The organism is Parolsenella catena (assembly GCF_003966955.1).
Lineage (GTDB): Bacteria > Actinomycetota > Coriobacteriia > Coriobacteriales > Atopobiaceae > Parolsenella > Parolsenella catena.
This window is the reverse complement of record NZ_AP019367.1, coordinates 1,579,873-1,601,921: the sequence shown is the minus strand read 5'-3', so window position 1 is coordinate 1,601,921 and position 22,049 is coordinate 1,579,873. Positions and strand designations below refer to the sequence as shown.

22 protein-coding genes are annotated in these 22,049 nt (G+C 65.2%); 11 read left to right on the top strand and 11 right to left on the bottom strand.

The window, feature by feature from the left end:
• The first annotated feature begins 23 nt into the window (after window positions 1–23).
• Window positions 24–665 (top strand): hypothetical protein, encoded by a 642-nt coding sequence (locus Pcatena_RS07195; protein WP_126422969.1) that lies wholly within the window; start codon window positions 24–26, stop codon window positions 663–665.
• A 157-nt stretch (window positions 666–822) separates the two neighbouring features.
• Here Pcatena_RS07195 and Pcatena_RS07190 read toward each other — a convergent pair whose 3' ends face one another.
• The 3 genes from Pcatena_RS07190 to Pcatena_RS07180 all read right to left on the bottom strand — a co-directional run bounded on the left by Pcatena_RS07190 (window position 823) and on the right by Pcatena_RS07180 (window position 2,806).
• Window positions 823–1,524 carry an ABC-2 transporter permease gene (locus Pcatena_RS07190; RefSeq protein ID WP_126422967.1) on the bottom strand — a complete coding sequence of 234 codons (702 nt, stop codon included), beginning with the start codon at window positions 1,522–1,524 and terminating at the stop codon, window positions 823–825.
• Window positions 1,521–2,363, bottom strand: coding sequence for an ABC transporter ATP-binding protein (locus Pcatena_RS07185; protein WP_232619846.1), 843 nt, complete (start codon window positions 2,361–2,363; stop codon window positions 1,521–1,523). The genes Pcatena_RS07190 and Pcatena_RS07185 overlap by 4 nt, the downstream gene beginning before the upstream one ends.
• A gap of 62 nt (window positions 2,364–2,425) precedes the next feature.
• Window positions 2,426–2,806, bottom strand: coding sequence for a GntR family transcriptional regulator (locus Pcatena_RS07180; RefSeq protein ID WP_126422963.1), 381 nt, complete (start codon window positions 2,804–2,806; stop codon window positions 2,426–2,428).
• A 215-nt stretch (window positions 2,807–3,021) separates the two neighbouring features.
• Here Pcatena_RS07180 and Pcatena_RS07175 point away from each other — a divergent pair, with 215 nt between their 5' ends.
• Complete coding sequence (locus tag Pcatena_RS07175) at window positions 3,022–4,635, top strand: peptide chain release factor 3 (protein WP_126422961.1); 1,614 nt, start codon at window positions 3,022–3,024, stop codon at window positions 4,633–4,635.
• Between the two features lie 65 nt (window positions 4,636–4,700).
• On the opposite strand, the gene Pcatena_RS07170 is transcribed toward Pcatena_RS07175, so the two are convergent.
• On the bottom strand, window positions 4,701–5,420 hold the full coding sequence (locus Pcatena_RS07170; protein WP_126422959.1) for a uracil-DNA glycosylase: 720 nt from the start codon (window positions 5,418–5,420) through the stop codon (window positions 4,701–4,703).
• Window positions 5,421–5,577: 157 nt separating this feature from the next.
• Between Pcatena_RS07170 and bsh the strand changes: the two genes are divergently transcribed.
• The gene (bsh, locus tag Pcatena_RS07165) at window positions 5,578–6,546 is read left to right on the top strand and encodes a choloylglycine hydrolase (RefSeq protein WP_126422957.1); all 969 of its coding nucleotides are present in this window, start codon (window positions 5,578–5,580) and stop codon (window positions 6,544–6,546) included.
• 103 nt (window positions 6,547–6,649) lie between these two features.
• Here the strand turns inward: bsh and Pcatena_RS07160 are convergent, their stop codons facing one another.
• The gene (locus Pcatena_RS07160) at window positions 6,650–6,934 is read right to left on the bottom strand and encodes a hypothetical protein (RefSeq protein WP_126422955.1); all 285 of its coding nucleotides are present in this window, start codon (window positions 6,932–6,934) and stop codon (window positions 6,650–6,652) included.
• A gap of 66 nt (window positions 6,935–7,000) precedes the next feature.
• Here Pcatena_RS07160 and Pcatena_RS07155 point away from each other — a divergent pair, with 66 nt between their 5' ends.
• On the top strand, window positions 7,001–7,228 hold the full coding sequence (locus Pcatena_RS07155; RefSeq protein WP_126422953.1) for an RDAC family protein: 228 nt from the start codon (window positions 7,001–7,003) through the stop codon (window positions 7,226–7,228).
• Between the two features lie 7 nt (window positions 7,229–7,235).
• Entirely contained in the window at window positions 7,236–7,706 is a 471-nt protein-coding gene (gene rlmH, locus Pcatena_RS07150; RefSeq protein ID WP_126422951.1) for a 23S rRNA (pseudouridine(1915)-N(3))-methyltransferase RlmH, read from the top strand.
• A 192-nt stretch (window positions 7,707–7,898) separates the two neighbouring features.
• On the opposite strand, the gene pflB is transcribed toward rlmH, so the two are convergent.
• From pflB to Pcatena_RS07130, 3 genes are all read right to left on the bottom strand, one after another.
• On the bottom strand, window positions 7,899–10,169 hold the full coding sequence (gene pflB, locus Pcatena_RS07140; protein ID WP_126422947.1) for a formate C-acetyltransferase: 2,271 nt from the start codon (window positions 10,167–10,169) through the stop codon (window positions 7,899–7,901).
• Window positions 10,170–10,249: 80 nt separating this feature from the next.
• Complete coding sequence (pflA, locus tag Pcatena_RS07135; protein ID WP_126422945.1) at window positions 10,250–11,032, bottom strand: pyruvate formate-lyase-activating protein; 783 nt, start codon at window positions 11,030–11,032, stop codon at window positions 10,250–10,252.
• A 179-nt stretch (window positions 11,033–11,211) separates the two neighbouring features.
• Window positions 11,212–11,946: a Crp/Fnr family transcriptional regulator gene (locus Pcatena_RS07130; protein ID WP_126422943.1), complete on the bottom strand. Its 735-nt coding sequence runs from the start codon at window positions 11,944–11,946 to the stop codon at window positions 11,212–11,214.
• 107 nt (window positions 11,947–12,053) lie between these two features.
• Here Pcatena_RS07130 and Pcatena_RS07125 point away from each other — a divergent pair, with 107 nt between their 5' ends.
• From Pcatena_RS07125 to Pcatena_RS07110, 4 genes are all read left to right on the top strand, one after another.
• On the top strand, window positions 12,054–12,737 hold the full coding sequence (locus Pcatena_RS07125; protein WP_172596410.1) for a class I SAM-dependent methyltransferase: 684 nt from the start codon (window positions 12,054–12,056) through the stop codon (window positions 12,735–12,737).
• A gap of 122 nt (window positions 12,738–12,859) precedes the next feature.
• A complete protein-coding gene (locus Pcatena_RS07120) occupies window positions 12,860–14,197 on the top strand; it encodes an amidohydrolase family protein (RefSeq protein WP_126422939.1) in 1,338 nt (445 codons plus the stop codon).
• A gap of 246 nt (window positions 14,198–14,443) precedes the next feature.
• Window positions 14,444–15,091, top strand: coding sequence for a hypothetical protein (locus Pcatena_RS07115; protein WP_126422937.1), 648 nt, complete (start codon window positions 14,444–14,446; stop codon window positions 15,089–15,091).
• A gap of 129 nt (window positions 15,092–15,220) precedes the next feature.
• Window positions 15,221–15,637, top strand: coding sequence for a peptide deformylase (locus Pcatena_RS07110; RefSeq protein WP_126422935.1), 417 nt, complete (start codon window positions 15,221–15,223; stop codon window positions 15,635–15,637).
• Between the two features lie 111 nt (window positions 15,638–15,748).
• Here the strand turns inward: Pcatena_RS07110 and Pcatena_RS07105 are convergent, their stop codons facing one another.
• From Pcatena_RS07105 to Pcatena_RS07095, 3 genes are all read right to left on the bottom strand, one after another.
• Window positions 15,749–16,090, bottom strand: coding sequence for an arsenate reductase family protein (locus Pcatena_RS07105; RefSeq protein ID WP_126422933.1), 342 nt, complete (start codon window positions 16,088–16,090; stop codon window positions 15,749–15,751).
• A 126-nt stretch (window positions 16,091–16,216) separates the two neighbouring features.
• Window positions 16,217–17,596 (bottom strand): aldehyde dehydrogenase, encoded by a 1,380-nt coding sequence (locus tag Pcatena_RS07100; RefSeq protein WP_126422931.1) that lies wholly within the window; start codon window positions 17,594–17,596, stop codon window positions 16,217–16,219.
• Window positions 17,593–18,873 carry an iron-containing alcohol dehydrogenase gene (locus tag Pcatena_RS07095; RefSeq protein ID WP_126422929.1) on the bottom strand — a complete coding sequence of 427 codons (1,281 nt, stop codon included), beginning with the start codon at window positions 18,871–18,873 and terminating at the stop codon, window positions 17,593–17,595. The genes Pcatena_RS07100 and Pcatena_RS07095 overlap by 4 nt, the downstream gene beginning before the upstream one ends.
• Window positions 18,874–19,185: 312 nt before the next feature.
• On the opposite strand from Pcatena_RS07095, the gene Pcatena_RS07090 reads away from it, so the two are divergent.
• Together Pcatena_RS07090 and Pcatena_RS07085 are read left to right on the top strand one after the other, a co-directional pair.
• Window positions 19,186–20,682 (top strand): aminotransferase class I/II-fold pyridoxal phosphate-dependent enzyme, encoded by a 1,497-nt coding sequence (locus tag Pcatena_RS07090; protein WP_126422927.1) that lies wholly within the window; start codon window positions 19,186–19,188, stop codon window positions 20,680–20,682.
• 259 nt (window positions 20,683–20,941) lie between these two features.
• Entirely contained in the window at window positions 20,942–22,018 is a 1,077-nt protein-coding gene (locus tag Pcatena_RS07085) for a hypothetical protein (RefSeq protein ID WP_126422925.1), read from the top strand.
• Window positions 22,019–22,049 lie beyond the last annotated feature (31 nt).

Below are 22,049 nucleotides of genomic sequence, written 5' to 3'. Positions count from 1 at the left end.
ATCCAAGACCTACGGGAGGAACCATGGCCCAAGACTTCTTTGACCTGCTCTACACCGGCTACACCGGCGAGTACCAGCTCATGAGCTCGCTGTATCGCAACGGCCTGGACGCCCTGCGCCCGCCGGCGGACATGGGCATCGACGTGGTGTCGCTCAACCTAAAGGAGCGCCTCGCCAACCCCGAGATCGCCGCCGAGACGTTTTACTTCCAGGTGAAGACGGCCGTCACGAGCGTGTGCGAGGTAAACGGTCGCCCTGGCGCCTTTGCAACGGTCGAGTTCAAGCTCAAGGCCAGCGAGGTGGACCTGCTTGCGCGCTCGCGCGATCGCGCCCTGTTCTGCTACGTCTACAACAGCCGCGCCGATGCGCTCGCGGATGCCTATGAGACGCCGTTCATCTGCTTCTGGCTCGATGGCGAGCTGCTTGCGAAGGTCCGCGATGGCGGCGCGTTCTTCCGCAAGGAGGGCGAGCCCAAGCTGACGCTCGCCTGCCAGCTGCGCAAGCCCGCGCACGAGTATGGCCACTGGTACGCGCTGGTGGTCGATGAGGATGGCAACAAGGCCGAGGGCGGCTACCTTGGTGCCGTTGGTGGCGAGGGTTATCCCGCAGACGACGAGGCCGACCACTACAGCGTTGGCGGCTACCTCGTCCACGCCAGGAGCTGACGAGGGGCAGCCCCTTCGCCAACTGCCGCGCCGTCGCACGCCTCGGCAAGCTGCTCGGCGATGAGACAAAGGGACTGTCCCTTTGTCTCATTTTGGCTAGCGGGCGAGCTTGGTGTACGCCAGATCTATGGCGCATGTCCGATGATACCGCGCTTGCCTATAGGTTGCGTGCCCGGTAGACCTTGGTGCTGATGGCACAGCTGACAACGCCAAGGACGACCGTTGCCAGCGCGACGGCACCACACAGGCAACCGAGGACGGCAAGATCGGGATTCGTCCCTGCAATCGACATGAACTGGTTGCTGATGGGGATGAATGAGTTTAGCGTACCCATGATAAGGCACATGTATAGGGCGTACAGACCAACGGATAGGCGTTGTGCCTTCATGTGTTCAAATCGAAAGAACAGAGGCAGTACCAAAAACACCGCCATGAGGGAGAAAAGCATCGATATTGCTGAGGCGATTGCGGTCTCAAAGACGGTCTCTCCCGTGGAGGGGATACCCACGCTGTTTAAGATCGGGATGGCGACGATACTCAACAGCACGGCCGCGCACGTCATGATGACCGAGAAAATAGTGATGCACAGGTAGCGTGCGCTGACGATGTCTTTGCGTGAGATGGGCAGCGTTGCCCGATAGCGCTCCCATCCGTTTTGGTTGTCGAGCCCGGCCAGCGACGTCATGGCCATGATAGGCGACATGGCACTGATCGCGAAGGCGCCGGCGGCGCTCATATCGGAATCACCATTCGATGCCCTGACGGCGGTCAGCACGACGAAGATGAACAGGCCGACACCTGCGATGCTCGGGACGAGCGTGCGAACGATGGCAAGCTCGGACATAATGGTGCGTTTCATTTCAAAGCCCCTTTCAGCATGAAGCGAAGATAGTCATCAATGGTTGCCCGATCGCAGGGAATCTCGGGGAAGGCCTCGAGCACTTCGCGGTGGTTGGGCACGAGCACGTCCACGCTGTAGGCGTGGCGGGCGGCGCGGGTGCCTTCGACGCAAGCCATGAGCTCGGCGGCCTGTGCCTGGGTGCAGTGGGCGATGCCGGCGCGGTCGGTAATGTCCTCGCGTGGCAGGTCAAACACAATCGAGCCGTTATCGATGCAGATGACGCGGTCGGCAGCACGATCGAGATCAGACGTAATGTGGCTCGAGAGCAGCACGCTGCGCTGGCCGTCGGCGACAAAGGCGAGCAGCTCATCGAGCAGTTCCTCGCGTGCCATGGGATCGAGGCCCGCGGTGGCTTCGTCCAAAACGAGCAGCTTGGCATTGTGGCTGAGCGCGCAGGCGAGCTGCAGCTTCATACCCATGCCGCGGGAGAGGTCCTTGACCTTTGTCTTGGAATCGAGGCCAAATCGGTCGATGAATCCGGCGAACGTTTTGCGGTCCCACGTGGGGTACGCCGGGCCTACGAGTGGCTCGATCTGGCCCACCTTGAGCGTTGAAGGGAAGGGGCATGTGTCCAGGACGAGACCGACGCGGGAGCGCAGGCAGCGCTGTGTCTCATCGGGCGCGTCTGCGCCACAGCGCTGTCCAAACAGGCGCACCTCGCCGGCGTCGAGCTTGATAAGCCCGAGCGCGGCGCGAATGGTCGTTGTCTTGCCGGCACCGTTAGCGCCCACAAAGCCAACAATCTGGCCGGGCTCCACGGCGAGCGTAACATCACGCAGCGAAAAACGGTCGCTCACGCGGCGTGAGACACCTTTGAGTTCTAACAAGTTTTGCATGGTATAGCCTTTCTTGCAGATGGCTACTGCATGGTTTCGGGGGCTACCAGGTCGAGCATCTCGTGCAGTTTGTCGCGCGTGACGCCCAGAGCTTCGGCTTGTTCTGCCGCCTGCGTAAGCAGCTCTTCGATATGGCAGAGCTGGCTTTCGCGCAAAAGCTCTTGGTTGCCCTCGGCGACAAAACAGCCCTTGCCCTGCACGGTGCAGATAAACCCGAGCTGCTCCAGGTCGGCGTAGGCGCGCTTGGTGGTGATGACGCTCACGCCAAGATCGCTCGCGAGTGCACGGATGCTGGGGAGTTTGGCTCCCGCAGCGAGCGTGCCCGATAAAATCTGAGCTTTGACTTGCGAGGTTATCTGCTCGTAGATGGGCTTGTCGCTCGAATTGGATAGGATGATGTCCACAGCGGCTCTTTAGCTGTTGGGCTACACGTGTATATAACCGGTAAGCACAGTATATATACACTATGCACAGTTATGCAAGAGGTAAATGCCGATTGAGCCGGCTACGCAGGCCCCAACTGATGAATTTGTCCTGATAGGCGCCCTAGGGCGGGATTTCGCGGCTACAATAGTGCGGTTACAACGACGTAATGCACTCAATGCAAGAAAGGGTCCGCATGGCAAGCCTGTCGGATGAAATCTCGTCGCGCAGGACGTTCGCGATCATCTCGCACCCTGACGCCGGCAAGACCACCCTCACCGAGAAGCTCCTCCTCTACACCGGCAGCATCCAGACGGCCGGCTCGGTCAAGGGCAAGAGCAGCTCCAAGCACGCCAAGTCAGACTGGATGGACATCGAGAAGGAGCGCGGCATCTCCGTGACCTCCTCGGTGCTGCAGTTCACCTACGACGGGGCCTGCGTCAACATTCTCGACACCCCCGGCCACCAGGACTTCTCCGAGGACACGTACCGCACGCTCATGGCTGCCGACGCCGCGGTCATGGTCATCGACGGCGCCAAGGGCGTCGAGGCCCAGACCAAGAAGCTCTTCAAGGTCTGCACGCTGCGCCACATCCCCATCTTTACGTTCGTGAACAAGCTCGACCACGACGCGCGCGATCCCTTCGAGCTCATGGAGGAGATCGAGAACGTCCTGGGCATCAACACCTACCCCATGAACTGGCCCATCGGCAGTGGCCGCAACTTCCGCGGCGTGTTCGACCGCCAGACGCGTCGCGTGCTCGCCTTCGAGGGCGACGGCCACGCCAACGCCTCCAAGAAGGTGGCAGAGATCGAGGCCGAGCTGGGCGACCCCGCCATGGACGAGCTCATCGGCGAGGAGAACCACAAGAACCTCATGGATGACATCGAGCTGCTCGATGGTGCCGGCGATGAGCTTGACCTCGATGCCGTTGCCTGCGGCAAGCTTTCCCCGGCGTTCTTTGGCTCGGCGCTCACGAACTTTGGCGTGGAGCCGTTCCTCAAGGAGTTCCTGCGCCTCGCGCCCACACCGCGTCCCTACACGGACGTCATCTCCGGCGAGCCTGTGGAGCCCACGCGCGATGACTTCAGCGGCTTCGTGTTCAAGATCCAGGCCAACATGGACAAGAACCATCGCGACCGCATCGCGTTCGTGCGCATCTGCTCGGGCAAGTTCGAGCGCGGCATGACGGCCTACCACGTGCAGGGCGAGCGCAATCTCAAGCTCGCGACCGGCACCTCGATGATGGCCGACGACCGCGCCATCGTGGACGAGGCCTACGCCGGCGACATCGTGGGCCTGTTCGACCCGGGCATCTTCTCCATCGGCGACACGGTGTGCGCCGGCAAGGAGCACGTGCGCTTCGCGGGCATCCCCACGTTCGCGCCCGAGCACTTTGCGCGCATCTCGCAGGTTGACACGCTCAAGCGCAAGCAGTTCGTGAAGGGCATGGAGGAGCTGGCCCAGGAGGGCGCCATCCAGATCTTCCGAGAGCTGGGCGCCGGCATGGAGAGCGTCGTGGTGGGCGTCGTGGGCGTGCTGCAGTTCGAGGTGCTCGAGCAGCGCCTCAAGAGCGAGTACCACGTCGAGGTCTACCGCCAGCCCCTGCCGTTCTCCGAGATTCGCTGGATTGAGGGCGACATGGACGAGAAGGCCGTGCGCGCCCTCTCGCTCACGCGCGACACGATGCGCGTGGAGGACATGCGTGGCGGCAAGCTGCTGCTGTTCACGAGCGAGTGGAACCTCAACTTTGCCGTGGAGCACAACGAGGGGCTCAAGCTCTCTGAGTTTGGCAACGTCACGTTCTAATGAGACAAGGGGACAGTCCCCTTGTCTCATGGTCGGCCCCGCTGATGCCTCTGGTTTGTGTCCGTCTATCCTACGCGTGCCCAGTCGATGGGCTCGGCACCGGCGTCTACCAGCAGCCTATTGGCGCGCGAGAAGGGCTGCGAGCCCATGAACGCGCATACGTCCTTGGCAGCGCGCGTGGCCGAGAGCGGCGAGGGGTGTGTCGAGGCAAGGCAGAACTTGTTGGAACCGGGCACGTTGGCACCCGCGGCCGCCATGGCATCGCCCACGAGCCTGATGGCGTGCGCGCCCCAGGCGAGAAACACCACGGGCTGCGGCAGCTCGCAGCAGCGCTGCACCACGTAGTCCGTGACCTTCCTCCATCCCAGCTTGGCGTGTGAGTTGGCGGCGTGCTCGCGCACGGTGAGCGTCGTGTTGAGCAGCAGCACGCCCTGGCGCGCCCAGTTGCTGAGGTCTCCCGTGGCGGGCATGTCGCACCCAAGGTCCGCCACGAGCTCCTTGTAGATGTTTCGCAGGCTCGGCGGCAGCTTGCACCCCGCATGGACCGAGAACGACAGTCCCATGGCCTGCCCCGGCCCATGGTAGGGGTCTTGCCCGAGGATAACGACGCGAACGTCTGCCGGCCCCGTCCAGGCAAGCGCGTTCAGGATGTCGTCCTGCGGCGGGTAGATCGTCTGCTCGGTGCGCATGGCCTCTACCTCGGCGAGCAGCTGGTTGCATGTCTCGCGCACCTGTGCGGGCGCATCGCCGAGCCAAGCGCGGACGTTCTCGTTCTCTATGGTCATGGGGCCTCCCTTCGCCAATGGTCGAGCATAGCGAAAGGGGGTCGCCTTCGCATCCACGGCCGGCACACATGCGATGGGTACAAGAGGTGTGTCGTGGGGCGCAGGGCCCCGCGGGCACGGGGCGGCTTGGGCCCCGCCGGCGAAGAAGGGAGCCATCATGTGCACGGGAGTAAGGTTCACGAGCGCCGAGGGTGGCATGTTCTTTGGTCGCAACCTGGACTGGAGCTGCGGCTATGGCGAACGAGTCCGCATCATGCCCAAGGGCTTCCCCGCGAGCTACCGGTTCCTCGATGATGCCCCGGCCGCGCACGCCGCCATCGGCATGTGCGTGGACTACAACAACTACCCCATGTTCTTCGACTGCGGCAACGATGCGGGTCTTGCCGTGGCGGGCCTCAACTTCCCCGGCTATGCCGCCTATGCGGACGCGCCAGAGCAGGGCCGCACGAACGTGTGCGCCTACGAGTTTCCGCTGTGGGTCGCCGCGAGCTTCTCGAGCGTCGATGAGGTTCAGACCGCGCTCGCCAACGTGACGATCGTGGGCGCCTCTGCCGGCGAGGGCCTGGGCGTCTCCTACCTGCACTGGATCATTGGCGACGCCGCACGCAGCATCGTGGTGGAGAGCCGCGCGGACGGCATTCACGTGCTCGACGACCCCGTGGACGTGCTTACGAACCAGCCCTCGCTCGAGTGGCATCTCGAGAACCTGCGCGGCTACATCACGGCCACGAACGACTTTCCGGCCACGGCAACGTGGCGCGCGGCGGACCTCGCTCCCTTCGGCGCGGGCGCTGGCATGCGCGGCATCCCTGGCGACTGCTACTCGCCCTCGCGCTTCGTGAAGGCCGCCTACCTCAACGCCAACTATCCCGAGAAGTCCGGCGAGCATGACAACGTCATCCGCATGCTGCGCACGCTCGAGGGCGTTGCGATGGTCGAGGGCGCGGCTCGCATGGGCAACGGTGACTTCGAGAAGACGCTCTACACGAGCTGCTTCTCCGCCAAGACGGGCACGTACTACTACACCACCTATGACGATCCCGCCATCCGTCACGTGAGCCTGACCGATGCCGCTGGCGCTCCCGCCGACAAGCTCGTGTGCCCCGAGCCCGGCCGCGACTGGTAGCGCCAAAGGGGACGGGTCCCGTTGGCGCCCCTCTGGAGGGACCAAACGAACCCGTCCCCTCTGGTTCTTAGCGGGGACCAAACGAACCCGTCCCCTTTGGTCCCTATCTGTGCGTGAGGTGCCAGCCGTTGCAGTAGGGGCAGCGGTAGCAGTGCAGGTCACGCGAGCCGTGGCGCTCGCAGCTGCGGATGGCGTCCTTGGCCTCGGCCTCGCTCGCATAGCGCTTCTTGCGCTCGCAGGCCTTGTAGCGCAGGGCCTCCTCGCGTTGCTTTTGCTGCTGGGCGCGCCTCGCGTCCTCGCGCGCGAACACGTCGCCCAGCTCGTCGCCAAGGCCCCTCTCGAACGCACTGCGCCGTGCCTTGCGCGCCGACCTCTTCTGGCTGCCCATCATCGCCTCCTGTGGGACAATCTGAATGCATGGAAGAGGATTGTCCCACTTTGAAGGAGGCTCCTTATGGCTCGCATCGTGAGCACGTTCGAGGTCGAGGACTGCAACCGGGCGCTCGCCCAGGCGGGGCTTCCCACGCGCGTCCATCTTCACGACGCCTGCGGAGGCCAGTTCTTCTCGTGGGATCCGCTGGGCGAGAGGGATGCCGAGGTGCGCGAGACGGCCGAGTACTTCTTCTCAAACAAGGGCATCAAGCTTGAGTTTGTTGGCGATTCATCATTCAGGACGAGGTAGGACGGGCATGCGCTACACCATCGTTGCCGTGGGCAAGCTCAAGGAGAGGTTCTGGGTCCAGGCATGCGCCGAGTACGTGAAGCGCCTGGGCGCCTACGGCAAGGTTGACGTGCGCGAGGTGCCCGACATCGACCCGGCGCGTGCCGGCGGCGTCGAGGCGAGCCGCTCGAAGGAGGGGCAGGAGATCCTCTCTGCCATTCCCGAGCGTAGCCACGTGATCCTGCTCGCCATCGACGGCAAGCAGCGCGGCAGCGAGGAGTTCTCGGCACATCTCGACGAGCTCGTGCTGCGCGGCAAGAGCGACCTCTCGTTCGTGATCGGGGGCTCGGACGGCGTGTCTCCCGAGGTGCGCGCCCGTGCCAACGAGACGTTCTCCTTTGGCCCCATCACGCTGCCGCATAACCTGGCGCGCGTCGTGCTGCTCGAGCAGCTTTACCGCGCCTGCAAGATCAGCCGCGGTGAGCCCTACCACAAGTAGTGTTGCCGCTGCTGCGCGACGCTTTGGCCTTGACGTCTTTGGCGGCCGGTGGAAGCCCCGCATCATCTGCGTGCTGGGCTCCATGGGAACGCTGCGCTACGGCCAGATTCGCAACGAGATGACCACAAAGAAGGCCCCACAGCCAACGTGGACTGCGGGGCCTTGCGCTGTCGCGATGCCTGCGAGCCGGGACTACATGCTCGTGTGGCAGGTACGGGCGATGACGTCGAGCTGCTGCTCGCGCGTGAGGTCGATGAACTTCACGGCGTAGCCTGAGACGCGAATGGTGAAGTTTGCGTACTCGGGCTTCTCGGGGTGCTCCATGGCGTCCTTGAGCTTCTCGACGCCAAAGACGTTGACGTTGAGGTGGTGGGCGCCGTTGACGAAGTAGCCGTCCATGACGTTCACGAGGTTGGTGACGCGCTGCCCGAGGTCATTGCCAAGCGCGGACGGGTTGATCGTCTGCGTGTTGGAGATGCCGTCGAGGGCGTACTCATAGGGCAGCTTGGCCACGGAGTTGAGCGAGGCGAGAAGGCCGCTCTGCTCGGCGCCGTAGGCGGGGTTGGCGCCCGGGGCAAACGGCGTGAATGCCTTGCGGCCGTCCGGGGTGCCGCCGGTGGCCTTGCCGTACACCACGTTCGAGGTGATCGTGAGGATCGAGGTGGTGGGCTCGGAGTTGCGGTAGGTGTGGTGCTTGGCGATCTTCTTCATGAACGTCTTGAGCAGCCACACGGCAATCTCGTCGGCGCGGTCGTCGTCGTTGCCGTACTTGGGGAAGTCGCCCTCCACCTCGTAGTCGACGACGATGCCCTGCTCGTCACGCACGGTCTTGACGCGGGCGTACTTCATGGCGCTGATGGAGTCCACGACGTGCGAGAAGCCGGCGATGCCCGTGGCGAACGTGCGGCGCACGTTCGTGTCGATGAGGGCCATCTCGGCAGCCTCGTAGTAGTACTTGTCGTGCATGTACTGGATGAGGTTGAGGATGTTGACGTAGAGGTCGGCCAGCCAGTCCATCATGAGGTCGAACTTGTGCATGACCTCGCCGTAGTCGAGGTACTCGCTCGTGACGGGCGCGTACTCCGGTCCAACCTGCATGTGGTTGCCCTGCTTGTCGAGGAACTTCTCGTCCTTGCCGCCGTTGATGGCGTAGTTGAGCGCCTTGGCGAGGTTGGCGCGGGCGCCGAAGAACTGCATCTCCTTGCCCGTCTCGGTGGCAGAGACGCAGCAGCAGATGGAGTAGTCGTCGCCCCAGACCGGGCGCATGACGTCGTCGTTCTCGTACTGGATGGACGAGGTGTTGACGGAGATCTTGGCGGCGTACTTGCGGAAGTTGTCCGGGAGGCGCTTGCTGTAGAGCACCGTCAGGTTGGGCTCGGGCGCCGGGCCCATGTTCTCGAGCGTGTGCAGGAAGCGGTAGTCGTTCTTGGTCACCATGTGACGGCCGTCCTGGCCAAGGCCCGCGACCTCAAGCGTGGCCCACACGGGGTCGCCGGAGAAGAGCGCCTGGTAGGAGGGGATGCGCGCGAACTTGACGATGCGCAGCTTCAGCACGAGGTGGTCGATGAGCTCCTGGGCCTGCTGCTCGTCGATCTTGCCGGCGGCAAGGTCGCGCTGGATGTAGATGTCCAGGAACGTGGACACGCGGCCCACGGACATGGCGGCGCCGTTCTGCGTCTTGATGGCGGCCAGGTAGCCAAAGTAGAGCCACTGGACGGCCTCGTGGGCGTCGCGGGCGGGCTGGGAGATGTCGTAGCCGTAGGCCTTGGCCATCTCCTTCATGCCCTTGAGGGCGCGGATCTGGTCGGCGATCTCCTCGCGCTGGCGCACGATGTCGTCGGTCATGGTGCGGCCGCCGCAGTTGTTGAGGTCGTCCTGCTTGCCGGCGATGAGGCGGTCGATGCCGTAGAGGGCCACGCGGCGGTAGTCGCCGACGATGCGGCCGCGGCCGTAGGTGTCGGGCAGGCCGGTGATGACGTGGGAGTGGCGGGCGGCGCGCATCTCGGGGGTGTATGCATCAAAGACGCCCTGGTTGTGCGTCTTGCGGTACTCGTTGAAGATCTGGTTGTACTTGTCGTTCACGTGGAAGCCGTAGTTCTCGGCCGCCTGCTGGGCCATCTTGATGCCGCCGTAGGGCATGAAGGCGCGCTTGAGCGGCTTGTCGGTCTGCAGACCCACGATCTGCTCGAGGTCCTTGAGCTGCTCGTCGATGTAGCCGGCGCCGTAGGCGGTGAGGCCGGAGACGACCTCGGTCTCGCACTCGAGCACGCCGTCGTGGGCGCGCTCCTCGGCCTGGAGCTCCTGGACGCGACCCCAGAGCTTGTCCGTGGCCTCGGTGGGGCCGGCAAGGAACGACTCGTCGCCGTCATAGGCGGTGTAGTTGCGCTGGATGAAGTCGCGGACGTTGATGTCGTCCACCCAGTGCCCGCCGGCAAATCCTGCCCACTCTTCCCGTAGTGCCATATTTCCTCCTCTTGCGCCGCTGCCATGCAGTCTCGGCGCCGTCGTTATGACCCGGGGCGGGGGTGTCCCGGGTGGGTTACCTAGTGTTGCGCCCGCGCCGCGTGCCGCTCCGCGCCCGCCGTGGGCGCCGGCACCTCGCCGCGAAGAATCGCCTGTGCCTGCTGGGTGCGCTCGGGCGAGGGGGGCGTGACGCCCTCCAGCGTGTAGGGAATCCCGAGCTCCTCCCACTTGAAGACGCCAAGCGTGTGGTAGGGCAGCACCTCGACGCGCCGCACGCTCTCACCGAGCGAGGCGATGAGCTCGCGCGTCTGTGCCAGCGAGGCGTCATCGTCCGTGTAGCCCTCGACGAGGACCTGGCGGATCCACATCGGCTGGTTGCGCTCCGCGAGCCAGTGCAGGCAGTCGACGATGTTCTCGTTGGTGCGTCCCGTGAGTCGCTTGTGGACGGCGGGGTCTGCGTGCTTGATGTCTGCCATCACGAGGTCGCAGGCGTCCATGACGCGCTCGAACGTCGCGAGGGCGGGCTGCTCGCGCGTGAACGGCGCCAGCGAGGTGTCGAGGCACGTGTTGATGCCGCGCTCGTGTGCCTGCTCAAAGAGCTCCGCCACGAACTCGGCCTGCATGAGGGCCTCGCCGCCAGAGACGGTGATACCGCCCTCGGGTCCCCAGTAGCTGCGGAAGCGCTCCGCGCGGTCGAGAATCTCGGACGCGTCCATGAGCGTGCCGCCCTCGGTGCGCCACGTGTCTGGGTTGTGGCAGTAGCGGCAGCGCATGGGGCAGCCCTGGAGAAAGACGAGGAAGCGTACGCCCGGACCATCCGCGGAGCCAAACGACTCCATGGAATGTATGCGCCCCTTGGTCATTTCCCGCTCCTCTCCCGCGCCCTGTTTCCACGGGTGAAATGTAGTTGGTGCGCGAGAGAAGTTCCTTGACCGTAATCAAATAGCGAGAAAAAATTGTTAAAGAAGGTAAACTCTTAGGCAGGGCACCCGGGATGGGGCGTCTTGCTTCGGGAGGAGCGCCGGGGCCACCTTGTCGCGCGTCAGGACTCGGACACGCGGGCGAGGCCCTCGCGGTCAAGCACGAGCAGCCGGCCTCGTCCCGTGCGTCTCACGAGGCCCTCGCGGTCGAATCGCGCGATGTTTCTCGAGACGGTCTCCGGGCGCAGGCCCACGGAGCTGGCGATGTCATCGAGCTTGAGATGAATCTCAGGGCCCGTGCAGCTGCGGTCGCGCGTGAGCAGGTACTCGGCGAGGCGCCGGCGCGGGTCGCGTATGCTCAACATCATGATGCGCTCCTCGGCGCGGTCGAGCTCGGTGCAGACCATGCGGATGAGGCCCATGGCGACGTCGGGGTGGTTCGCGAGCATCTGCTCCACGTCGGCGCGGTGGATGAGACACAGGCGCACGGGCGTGAGGCACGAGACGGAGTAGCCGTAGGTGCGGTTGTCGAGGAATAGCCCGTGCCACAGCGCCTGGCCGTCGTGCAGCACGTCGAGCACGTGCTGCTCGCCGTCCGAGGTGCTGCGATAGGTCTTGATGCGCCCGGTTCGCACGACGATGATCGACTCGATCGGGTCGCCCTCGTGGACGATGATGTCCCCGCTTGCGTGGGCCGTGTGCCTTGCCCGTGCGAGAAGCTCGCGCTTTGCCGAGGGCGGGAGCCCCGCGAACAGGCGGATGTTGTCCATGCAGGAGCTGCCGGCCCTGCTGAACGCGCAGTCATGGCCGACTCCCGCGCACACGCGCTCGCCTTTGGGGATGTTGTCCTCTGCCATGGGGCCACCTCTCCTCTTGCGCGGCCGTCATGTCGGCGGCCGCCGTCTTGGCGATTATAGATGCTGCCGTTGCGGCTAGAATTGTCGGAGAAGAGGGAGGGGAGCCCATGGAGCGAGAACAGATAGAGCGGCGCGCACGCGAGCTCACCCTTCCCGAGGGCGTTGAGCTGCGATTTATTGACGACGGACTTGCGCTGTGCGCCGATGGGATGTCCCTGTGCGAGGACTTCCGCGAGCTCCTGCCACGCCTTAGGCACGATCGTCTCGGGCGGGAGATGCTCGTGCGCGCGGCCCGCGTGAGGGGTGTCGAGGCCCCCCATGCCGTCGACGCCACGGCAGGGCTCGGGGAGGACTCGTTGCTCCTTGCGGCGGCGGGCTTCTCGGTGACGCTGTGCGAGAACGACCCGGTGATCGCGCTGCTGCTCGCGGACGCCCTGCGCCGTGCGGGCAACGAGCCGCAGCTTGCGGGCATCGTCTCTCGCATGAGGCTTGTGGAGGCGGACAGCGTGGAGGTGCTTGCCGGGATGGACGATGCACCGGACGTGGTCTACCTCGACCCGATGTTCCCGGGCCGGACAAAGAGCGCCGCGGTGAAGAAGAAGTTCCAGCTGCTGCACCACCTCGAGGCCCCGTGCGCCGATGAGGACGCGCTCATGGACGCCGCGCTCGCGGCGGGACCGAGGAGGGTTGTTGTGAAGCGCCCCGTGAAGGCTCCCGTACTCGCAGGCGTCAGGCCGAGCCACTCCGTCGCTGGCAAGGCCGTCCGCTTTGACGTCATCGTCCGCCGGTGACACATGGGGATGGGGTCAAACTGTCACCGCCGGCCGTCGTCCCGCCCGCCGATGCGCCTGTCCCGCAGCTTTACATAATGGGTAACCTTGTACGCACAATCCCGCGCAGGCAAGGAGCTCCCATGGCGAGCAGAGACAACGTGACCATGTTCGTGAACGCTACCATTCTGGATGGCACGGAGAGCATGAAGCCCCAGCGTGGCATGGCCGTGACGGTGGAGGCCGGCAAGATCGCCCGAATAGAGCCCGCGGCCGTGGCGCAGGCGCCCGCCACCGCGCGCGTCATCGACCTGGGCGGCGCGTTCCTCATGCCGGGCCTTGTGAACATGCACGTGCACTTCTGCGGCTCCGGCAAACCCATGAGCTCGGGCGACGCCGGATCGATCATGTCCAAGCTCGACAACCCCGTGGGGCGGGCCATCCTGCGCCGCATCATCCGCGGCTCTGCCCGGCAGCAGCTTGCGAGCGGTGTCACGACCGTTCGTGGCGCCGGCGACCCCCTCTACGCCGACATCGCCGTGCGAGACGCCATCGAGGCCGGAAGGTACGTGGGCCCGCGCATCGTTGCCCCCGGAACGGGCGTCACGGTGCCGGGCGGTCATGGCGCCGGACTGTTCGCCCAGGTGGCCGAGAGCCCCGAGCAGGCGTCCGAGCAGGTGCGCGAGAACATGGCCCGTGGGGCAGACGTCATCAAGCTCTTTGTGACGGGCGGCGTGTTCGACGCCACGGAGCCTGGTGAGCCGGGCGTGCTGCGCATGTCTTTCGAGGTGGCCTCCGCCGCGTGCAAGACGGCCCACGAGCTGGGGCTTCCCGTCATGGCGCACGTCGAGAGCACCGAGGGCGTTCGCGTGGCGCTGGCGGCCGGCGTCGACACGATCGAGCACGGTGCCCCCATGACGCCCGAGATTCTCGACCTGTACCGCGGCTCGGCGGGCACGCAGCTTCCCGGTAGGCTCCCGAGCGTGACGTGCACCATTTCGCCGGCCCTGCCGTTCGTGCTTCTCGACCCCGAGAAGACCCACTCGACCGACGTCCAGAAGACGAACGGCGACATCGTGTGTGCCGGCATCATCGACAGCGCCCGCGAGGCGCTCGACGCCGGCATCCCCGTGGGCCTTGGCACGGACTCGAGCTGCCCGTATGTCACGCAGTACGACATGTGGCGTGAGGTGGCCTACTTTGCCAAGTACGTTGGCGTCTCGAATGCGTTTGCCCTTCACACGGCCACCCAGGTAAACGCCCAGCTCCTGGGCCTGGGAAATGTGACGGGCACCATCGAGCTTGGCCGCGACGCAGACATCCTCGTCACGCGCGAGAACCCGCTCGACGACCTCTCCGTCCTGCGTGAGCCGCTCCACGTCATGGCCCGTGGCGTCATGGCAGACCGTCTGCGCGTCCGCCGCAACGCCGAGCTCGACCGCGAGCTCGACTGGATCATGGACCAGTCCGCCAAGCGCTAGCAGGTGAGTTTTTCTCGTCTCGGCACGGCTTCGCCCGTTCGAGAGCCACAAGGCGCCAACCTGCGGTTTATTGCCCAGGTTGGCGCCCATTTTCACCAAAGGGGCCAAATTTTCGTTTGATTTGCGCAAGGTCTGCGTTTGACCGCGCGGGACTTTCTCGGCAACGGCGCTCGCATGCGCCTCGCCTGCCCATACCCTTCTCGCAACGAAGGTGGCGCAACCGCGTCCGGCGAGAGGGGAGAGGCTATGGGCATCGGCGAGAAGGTCGAGCGAGACGTCAGGTCCGTCGCGGAGTACTGGGGCAGGAGGAAGCGCGAGTTCATCGAGGAGCCGGCCCTTGCCTTCGAGCAGATCGTGCGTCCCGCGATCTACTTCGAGAGCGAGCCCGACCCGCTTGTGGAGACGCAGGTGAACGCAACGTTTACGGAGTGGCTGCTGTTCGACTGCATGCTTGACGAGCGTGGCACGCTGCTCGAGCGCTACGTGAGAAAGCCGCCTGCTGGCGTGGCCGACTCTCGCCTGGCGAGGCTTCGCCAGGTGGCCGAGACCCACGAGTTCTCGGAGTACGCCATCATGCGCAGGGACCCGGGCGCGGGGACGCTCGAGTTGCTCGACATATACGACGGAGCGATGCGCACGGTGCGAGACGCGCGCCTGGCGAGGCGTGACAACTGGAACGAGGGGACCGTCTCGCTCAGGCTTGGCTGCGTCGATGACGTGTGGCTGCCCGTTGGGCAGACCGTCATGTACGACCGCTGCCCATTCGATCCCTCCTGGGTTCCCGTTGACGACGAGGGAGCCACCTCAGGCATGCGCCTGCTCGACCTTGCCCATGACGTGTTTGGCGTCGATGGCGCGTATCGCACTAGCGTGAACATGAGACAGCTCGTCTGAGGCGGTGCGTCCGCTGTCCGCCACCGTGTCTGCAAGCGCGGCTTGGCCCAATCACGTATCATCGATGGGGCAAAAGAACCGGCCGTGCTCCGCAGAGGCGGCGTGCGGCCTCGCAGGAAAGGGAAGGTCATGGTCAAGGACATCGTGAAGGACGAGGAGTTCCTCAGCAAGCCGGCGGAGCCCGCCACCGTCGAGGACGCCGAGGTTGCCCAGGACCTCATCGACACCATGGGCGCCACGGAGAACTGCGCCGGACTCGCGGCGAACCAGATCGGTTCCACGAAGGCCATCATCGCGTTCGAGGGCGCCAAGGGTCCGCAGGTCATGTTCAACCCCAAGATCGTTGCCTCCATGGCTCCCTACAAGGCCACCGAGGGCTGCCTCTCGCTCGACCGCGACACCGAGGTGCGCCGCTTCCAGCTCGTGCGCGTGAAGTTCGACGCGCTCGTGAACGGCAAGTTCGAGGCTCGCACGCGCAAGTACTCGGGCTGGGTAGCCGAGGTCGTGCAGCACTGCGTCGACCACTGCGCCGGCAAGCTCGTCTAGCGCCGCGCCCATCGCATCGCCCGCAGCACCGCCCGATTTCGCGAGTGTAGCTGTTCGGTCACTATGGGGGGCCAAGGGTCCGCATAGTGACCAGGAGGCTACACTCGCGTTTTACTCCCAGGTGGCCCAGACGTCCGGGCGGTTGCCAACGGTTGCCTGGCGGCCATTGCGCACGATTGGCTCGCGGAGCAGCTGCTGGTTCTCGAGCAGCTTGTCGAAGCGCTGGCTCTCCGCGAGATGCTGTACGAGCGCAAGCGTGTCCTCGTCCTTGGGCTTTGGGTTGAGCAGGGCATCAATCCCGCCGACGGCCTGGGCCACGCTCCTGAGCTCGCCCTTGCTCATCTCCTTCTCGCGCATGTCGATGAACTGGAACTTTATGCGCCGCTCCTTGAACCAGCGCTGGGCCTTCTTGGTGTCAAAGCTCTTCTTGGTTCCAAAGATCTGGATGTTCACGTGTGTCTCCCGGGCCCTCTCGACCTGTCATATCGCGAGCGCTGCAAATCAGACGCTCACAGGGCTCCTGGGGCCGCCAAAGTGTCCGATTTGCAGCGCTCGCGTAGTTTATAACGCCCCGGAAGCCTAGTGGACGAACTTTCGGACAAAGAAGCGCTTCCAGGCCGCGTAGGGCTGGTAGCGAAACGGCGCGTCGAACCAGGTGGCCTTGTCCACGATGCTCTTCTCGTGCGTGAACGCCTCGAAGCTCTTTCGGCCGTGGTAGCTGCCCATGCCCGAGGCCCCCATGCCGCCGAACCCCATGCGTGACGTGGCGAGGTGCATGATCGTGTCGTTGACGCAGCCGCCGCCAAAGGGAACCTCGCGCATGACGCGGCGGGCAAGCGCGTGCCTGGCCGTGAACAGGTAGAGCGCAAGCGGCGTGGGCCTCTCCTCCACAAAGCGCAGGGCCTCCTCGAGGCCGTCGTAGGCCATGACGGGTAGCACGGGGCCAAAGATCTCCTGGCCCATGACGGCATCGGCCGGCGTCACGTTGTCCATGATGGTGGGCTCGATGCGCAGCGTCCGCTCGTTGCCGTGTCCGCCCATGACGACCTTTGTGGGGTCGATGAGGCCCATGACGCGGTCGAAGTGCTTGCGGTTGACCATCTTGCCAAAGGCCGGGCTTGCGAGAGCATCTGAGCCGTACATGTTCTCGCACTCCTCGCGAATAAGGCCAATGAGCTCGTCTTTTATCTCGCGGTCCACAAGCACGTAGTCTGGTGCCACGCACGTCTGGCCCACGTTGAGCCACTTGCCAAAGGCGATGCGTCGCGCCGCCACGCGCAGGTTGGCGCTTCTCTCCACGATGCAGGGGCTCTTGCCACCCAGCTCGAGCGTCACGGGCGTGAGGTGCTCGGCCGCCCGTGCCATGACGAGCTTGCCCACGGCAACGCTACCGGTGAAGAAGATGTTGTCCCAGCGCTGGTCGAGAAGCGCCTCGTTCTCCGCGCGCCCGCCCTCGATGACGCTCACGAGTTCGGGCTCAAACGCCTCCTCGCATATTTGGCGCAGCACCGCGGAGGATGCCGGCGCGTAGGCACTCGGCTTCACGACCACGGTGTTGCCCGCCGCCAGGGCGCCCGCGAGTGGCTCGAGCGTGAGCAGAAACGGGTAGTTCCACGGCGCCATGACGAGCGTGACGCCGTAGGGCACGCGCTTCACGCGGCTCGTGGCCACGGCGTTGGCGAGGTCTGTCGCGCGCGGGCGGGACCGTGCCCAGCGCGAGACGTGTCGCAGCTGGTAGCGAATCTCGGAGAGGGCTAGGCCCGTCTCGCACATGTAGCCCTCGTCGGCTGACTTGCCGAGGTCTGCGTGCAGCGCCTGGGCGATGTCGTCCTCGTGCGCCTGGACAGCTTCGCGAAGGCGGCGAAGCGCGGCGCGGCGCGCGCTCACATCCATGGTGGCGTGGCTCATGAAGTACGCGCGCTGCTGCTCCACGACCTCGCGTATCTGCTGCTCGTTCATGCGGTGGCCCCCTGTGGTGTCGCGAGTTCCCCGGCATTCTTATGCGGGCTCTCCGGCGCCGGCTCGTCCGCGAAGCGCCCGCCGGCAACGACCCGATACATGTGCTCGAGTGCCGTGCGTCCCCACAGGACGGGGACGGGATAGAGCGGATTTGCCTCGGCGTCAGCGTGTGCGGCCATGGTCTCGAGGTCATCGGCGAGGATGCCACCGAGGTGGCGCGGGATGCCCAGCCTGGCATTCATGTCGTCTACCCAGCGGATGAAGGAGGCCGAGGCCGCGGCATCCGTCTCCTGCGGGCCGGCAATGCCCGCGTGGCGTGCGAGAGTGGCCAGCTTGGGGGCGGCGGCGTCTCCGTAGGCGCGCAGGACGTGCGGGAGAATGACCGCGTTGGCCAGGCCGTGCGGCGTGCCATACTGTCCGCCAAGGCTGTGCGCGATGGCGTGAACGTAGCCAACGTAGGACTGTGTGAATGCGATGCCAGCCTCGTACGACGCCGCGAGCATGTTGCGTCGGGCCTGCTCGTCGCTCCCGTTCTCGTATGCCTTGAGCAGGTTGTCATGGATAAGTGCCACGGCGTCGAGCGCCATCTCGCGCGTGTGGTGCGTCGTACTGCGGCCAATGAACGCCTCGACCGCGTGAGTGAGCGCGTCCATGCCCGTCTGGCCGGTGATGGGCGCGGGCAGGTTGGCCGTGAGGCGCCAGTCATGGACGGCGACGCTTGGGATGAGGGCAAAGTCGTTGATGGGGTACTTGTGGTGGGTCTTCTCGTCCGTGATGACGGCGGCAAGCGTTACCTCGCTTCCCGTTCCCGCCGTGGTGGGTACGGCGACGAGCAGTGGCAGCCTGCGGTGCACGCGAAGGAGTCCCCGCATGCTGCCCGCGGACTTGCGTGGCTGCGCGATGCGTGCCCCCACTGCCTTGGCGCAGTCCATGGAAGAGCCCCCGCCAAAGCCGATGATGGCCTGGCAGGCGCTCTCGAGGTAGAGGGCGCGAGCCTCCTCTACGTTGGCAACGGTGGGGTTGGCAACGGTCTTGTCGTACGTGACGCACGAAATCCCCGCGCGGGCAAGCGCATCCTCGAGCCCGCGCGTAAGGCCAATCTGGGCGATGCCGCGGTCCGTCACGAGAAGCACCGAGGAGATGCCATGCTCGCGCAGCACCTCGGGTACCTCCTCGACCGAGCCGAGGATGCGTGGCTCGCGATAGGGCAGTACGGGCAGGACAATTCGGAATGCCGTCTGGTACGTGCGGCACCAGGCTTTTCGTAGCAGGTTCATTGCTCTCCTAACCTGAGACGATGGGGTTGGTCTCGCGCGCCCCGCAAGGGGCGAGAAACCCCTGCGCTTCGGGCGTTCGCTCACGGCGTGAGATTGTAGGCCACGCATGTTAAGTGGTCAACAACTGTTGCGTGCGGATAGACGCGGGGCCGTTCGTGCGGCGATGCCGTCTGCCGCAACACACGCGTGCGAGTTCAATTCAATGTGCTACTCTGAGCCTTGAATTGAACTTCCCAATGCAAAAGTTCAATTTAGATTGAACATACGGTGACGGAACAAATGGTCTTGGGCCAATGCCCGCGGGAGGAGCGCATGGAGCAGTCGCAGTTCTCGGAACGCCTCAGACAGGCCATGGGCAAGGCGCATCTCAAGCAGGCAGACCTTGTCCGCATGGCGGCCGAGCGTGGGGAAAAGCTGGGAAAGAGCCAGCTCAGCCAATATGTGAGTGGCAAGGTGACGCCGCGCCGCGAGGCACTTGGGACGCTTGCCGGGCTTCTGGGCGTGCCGGCCGAGTGGCTTGCGGGCCAGCAGGACGTCGCTGCGGCCAAGCCTCGTGTCCAAGTTCAAGTTCATACTGAGAGGGAGCGCACTATGAGAGAGTTCAAGAAGTCCTCAAAGCTCGACCACGTCCTGTATGACGTCCGCGGCCCCGTCGTTGACGAGGCCGCCCGCATGGAGGCCGAGGGCGAGCGCATTCTCAAGCTCAACATCGGCAACCCTGCGCCGTTCGGCTTTCGCACGCCGGACGAGGTCGTGAAGGACATGCGCCAGCAGCTCACGGAGTGCGAGGGCTACTCGGACTCGCGCGGCCTGTTCTCCGCCCGCAAGGCGATCATGCAGTACTCCCAGGTCAAGGGGCTGCCCAACGTCCAGATGGAGCACATCTACACGGGCAACGGCGTCTCCGAGCTCATCCAGCTGTCCATGCACGCCCTGCTCGATGACGGCGACGAGATCCTCATCCCCAGTCCCGACTACCCGCTGTGGACCGCCTGTGCCACGCTTGCCGGCGGCCATCCCGTCCACTACCTGTGTGACGAGCAAGCCGACTGGTATCCCGACATCGCCGACATGGAGTCCAAGATCTCTGACCGCACGAAGGCGCTCGTCATCATCAACCCCAACAACCCCACGGGCGCCGTCTACCCGCGCGAGGTCCTCGAGCAGATCGTGGAAGTGGCGCGCCGTCACCAGCTCATGATCTTCTCGGACGAGATCTACGACCGCCTGTGCATGGATGGCGTGGAGCACGTCTCGATTGCCTCGCTCGCGCCTGACCTTCCGTGCGTCACGTTCTCCGGCCTGTCCAAGAGCCACATGATCGCCGGCTACCGCATCGGCTGGATGGTCCTGTCCGGCAATACCCGCTGCATGAGCGACTTCCTGCTGGGCGTGAACATGCTCTCCAACATGCGCCTTTGCTCCAACGTGCCGGCGCAGTCCATCGTGCAGACGGCGCTTGGAGGCTACCAGAGCGTCGAGACATACGTGCGCCCGGGCGGCCGCGTGTGCGACCAGCGAGACTTCGTGTATCGCGCGCTCAACGAGATCGACGGCATCACGGCCGTGAAGCCCAAGGCGGCGTTCTACATCTTCCCGAAGATTGATGCGAAGAAGTTCAACATCCATGACGACGAGCAGTTTGCCCTCGACCTGCTGCACGAGAAGAAGATCCTCGTGACGCGTGGTGGCGGCTTCAACTGGGAGCAGCCGGACCACTTCCGCGTCGTGTACCTGCCGCGCATGGAGGTCCTCGCCGAGTGCATGGACGACCTTGCGGACTTCCTCTCCACCTATCACCAGGATTAGGCGAGGGACAGGGAACGGCCCGTCTCCGCGTTCGCAGGGTGCCCGGAAGCGCCAGTCGCTTCCGGGCACCTTGGCGTTTCGGTGAATGTGGGAGTGCGCCCTCGTTCTCCCAGCTTGGGCCTTAAACTAGTCGGCTGGTGCCGGGCGCCCCGGGAGGGGCAAAGAGACGAATGACATAGATGATCTGAGTTGAGGAATCCGGCATGGGGCGCGAGGACGCGCCAAGCGAGCGCCATGGACGGCGCAAGAAGGAGACATGATGTCCCAGTTCGAGAATGACGAGATGCTAGACGAGACCACGACCGAGGTCGTGGAGGAGACGGCCGAGGTTGAGGCCGTCGAGAACGACGCCGAGAACGATGCCGAGGCCGAGGCTTCCGAGCCCAAGGCCGAGGATGCGGCTGCCGAGCAGACCGACGCCAACGACGTCCTGTTCGACAAGGCCAATAAGGCCGCCCGCCTGCTGCGCTGCCGTCGCGCCGTCATGCGCCGCGAGCAGGAGGAGAAGGGTGGCAAGGCGAGCGCTCTCGTGCGCGCGCTCAAGCTCCTGCAGCTCAAGCCCAAGATGGAGCAGAAGGAGATGTCCGAGCTTCTCGGCATGCGCCTTCGCGAGCTCGATTCCATGATGGCCGAGGCCGAGAAGAACGACATCGTCGCTCGCGTCGAGCCGGCCGAGCCCGACATGCGCAAGGTCGTCATCATGGCCGACGAGGACGCCATCGAGCGCGCCGAGTCCCTCGAGCGCAAGGGCGAGGACCTCGTCCCCGGCCTTGGCGTGGACGACATGGCCCAGCTCATCGCCCTTCTCGACAAGGTGATTGACCCGCTCGTGGCCCTCGGCCTGGACGAGGACCGCGAGGAGCGCGGCGGCTTTGGCGGCAAGCGCGACGACCGTGGCGGCCGAGGCGGCTTCCGCGGTGGCGACCGCGGCGGTGACCGTGGCGGCCGCGGCGGCTTTGGCGGCCGTGACTCCCGCGGCGGCGACCGTGGCGGCTTCCGCGGCGGCAACGACCGCGGCGGCGACCGTGGCGGCTTCCGCGGTGGCAACGACCGTGGCGGCTTCCGCGGCAACGACCGCGGCGGCTTTGGCGGCCGTGACTCCCGCGGCGGCGACCGTGGCGGCTTCCGCGGCGGCAACGACCGCGGCGGCTACCGCGGCGGCAACGACCGCGGCGGCTTTGGCGGCCGTGACTCCCGCGGCGGCGACCGTGGCGGCTTCCGCGGCGGCAACGACCGTGGCGGCTACCGCGGCGGCAACGACCGCGGCGGCTTTGGCGGCCGTGACTCCCGCGGCGGCAACGACCGCGGCGGCTACCGCGGTGGCAACCGCTACTAAGGTCTAGCGAGGCCAGGTCTTGAGCCTGGGT

Excerpts from the sequence above, each read along its gene's own strand:
- Pcatena_RS07090 (WP_126422927.1), top strand. The coding sequence starts at position 19,186 with ATGGAGCAGTCGCAGTTCTCGGAACGCCTCAGACAGGCCATGGGCAAG.
- Pcatena_RS07125 (WP_172596410.1), top strand. The coding sequence starts at position 12,054 with ATGGAGCGAGAACAGATAGAGCGGCGCGCACGCGAGCTCACCCTTCCC.
- rlmH (WP_126422951.1), top strand. The coding sequence starts at position 7,236 with ATGCGCTACACCATCGTTGCCGTGGGCAAGCTCAAGGAGAGGTTCTGG.
- Pcatena_RS07095 (WP_126422929.1), bottom strand. The coding sequence starts at position 18,873 with ATGAACCTGCTACGAAAAGCCTGGTGCCGCACGTACCAGACGGCATTC.
- Pcatena_RS07175 (WP_126422961.1), top strand. The coding sequence starts at position 3,022 with ATGGCAAGCCTGTCGGATGAAATCTCGTCGCGCAGGACGTTCGCGATC.
- Pcatena_RS07120 (WP_126422939.1), top strand. The coding sequence starts at position 12,860 with ATGGCGAGCAGAGACAACGTGACCATGTTCGTGAACGCTACCATTCTG.
- Pcatena_RS07195 (WP_126422969.1), top strand. The coding sequence starts at position 24 with ATGGCCCAAGACTTCTTTGACCTGCTCTACACCGGCTACACCGGCGAG.
- Pcatena_RS07115 (WP_126422937.1), top strand. The coding sequence starts at position 14,444 with ATGGGCATCGGCGAGAAGGTCGAGCGAGACGTCAGGTCCGTCGCGGAG.
- Pcatena_RS07110 (WP_126422935.1), top strand. The coding sequence starts at position 15,221 with ATGGTCAAGGACATCGTGAAGGACGAGGAGTTCCTCAGCAAGCCGGCG.
- Pcatena_RS07130 (WP_126422943.1), bottom strand. The coding sequence starts at position 11,946 with ATGGCAGAGGACAACATCCCCAAAGGCGAGCGCGTGTGCGCGGGAGTC.
- bsh (WP_126422957.1), top strand. The coding sequence starts at position 5,578 with ATGTGCACGGGAGTAAGGTTCACGAGCGCCGAGGGTGGCATGTTCTTT.
- Pcatena_RS07160 (WP_126422955.1), bottom strand. The coding sequence starts at position 6,934 with ATGGGCAGCCAGAAGAGGTCGGCGCGCAAGGCACGGCGCAGTGCGTTC.
- pflB (WP_126422947.1), bottom strand. The coding sequence starts at position 10,169 with ATGGCACTACGGGAAGAGTGGGCAGGATTTGCCGGCGGGCACTGGGTG.
- Pcatena_RS07155 (WP_126422953.1), top strand. The coding sequence starts at position 7,001 with ATGGCTCGCATCGTGAGCACGTTCGAGGTCGAGGACTGCAACCGGGCG.
- pflA (WP_126422945.1), bottom strand. The coding sequence starts at position 11,032 with ATGACCAAGGGGCGCATACATTCCATGGAGTCGTTTGGCTCCGCGGAT.
- Pcatena_RS07190 (WP_126422967.1), bottom strand. The coding sequence starts at position 1,524 with ATGAAACGCACCATTATGTCCGAGCTTGCCATCGTTCGCACGCTCGTC.
- Pcatena_RS07170 (WP_126422959.1), bottom strand. The coding sequence starts at position 5,420 with ATGACCATAGAGAACGAGAACGTCCGCGCTTGGCTCGGCGATGCGCCC.
- Pcatena_RS07100 (WP_126422931.1), bottom strand. The coding sequence starts at position 17,596 with ATGAACGAGCAGCAGATACGCGAGGTCGTGGAGCAGCAGCGCGCGTAC.
- Pcatena_RS07085 (WP_126422925.1), top strand. The coding sequence starts at position 20,942 with ATGTCCCAGTTCGAGAATGACGAGATGCTAGACGAGACCACGACCGAG.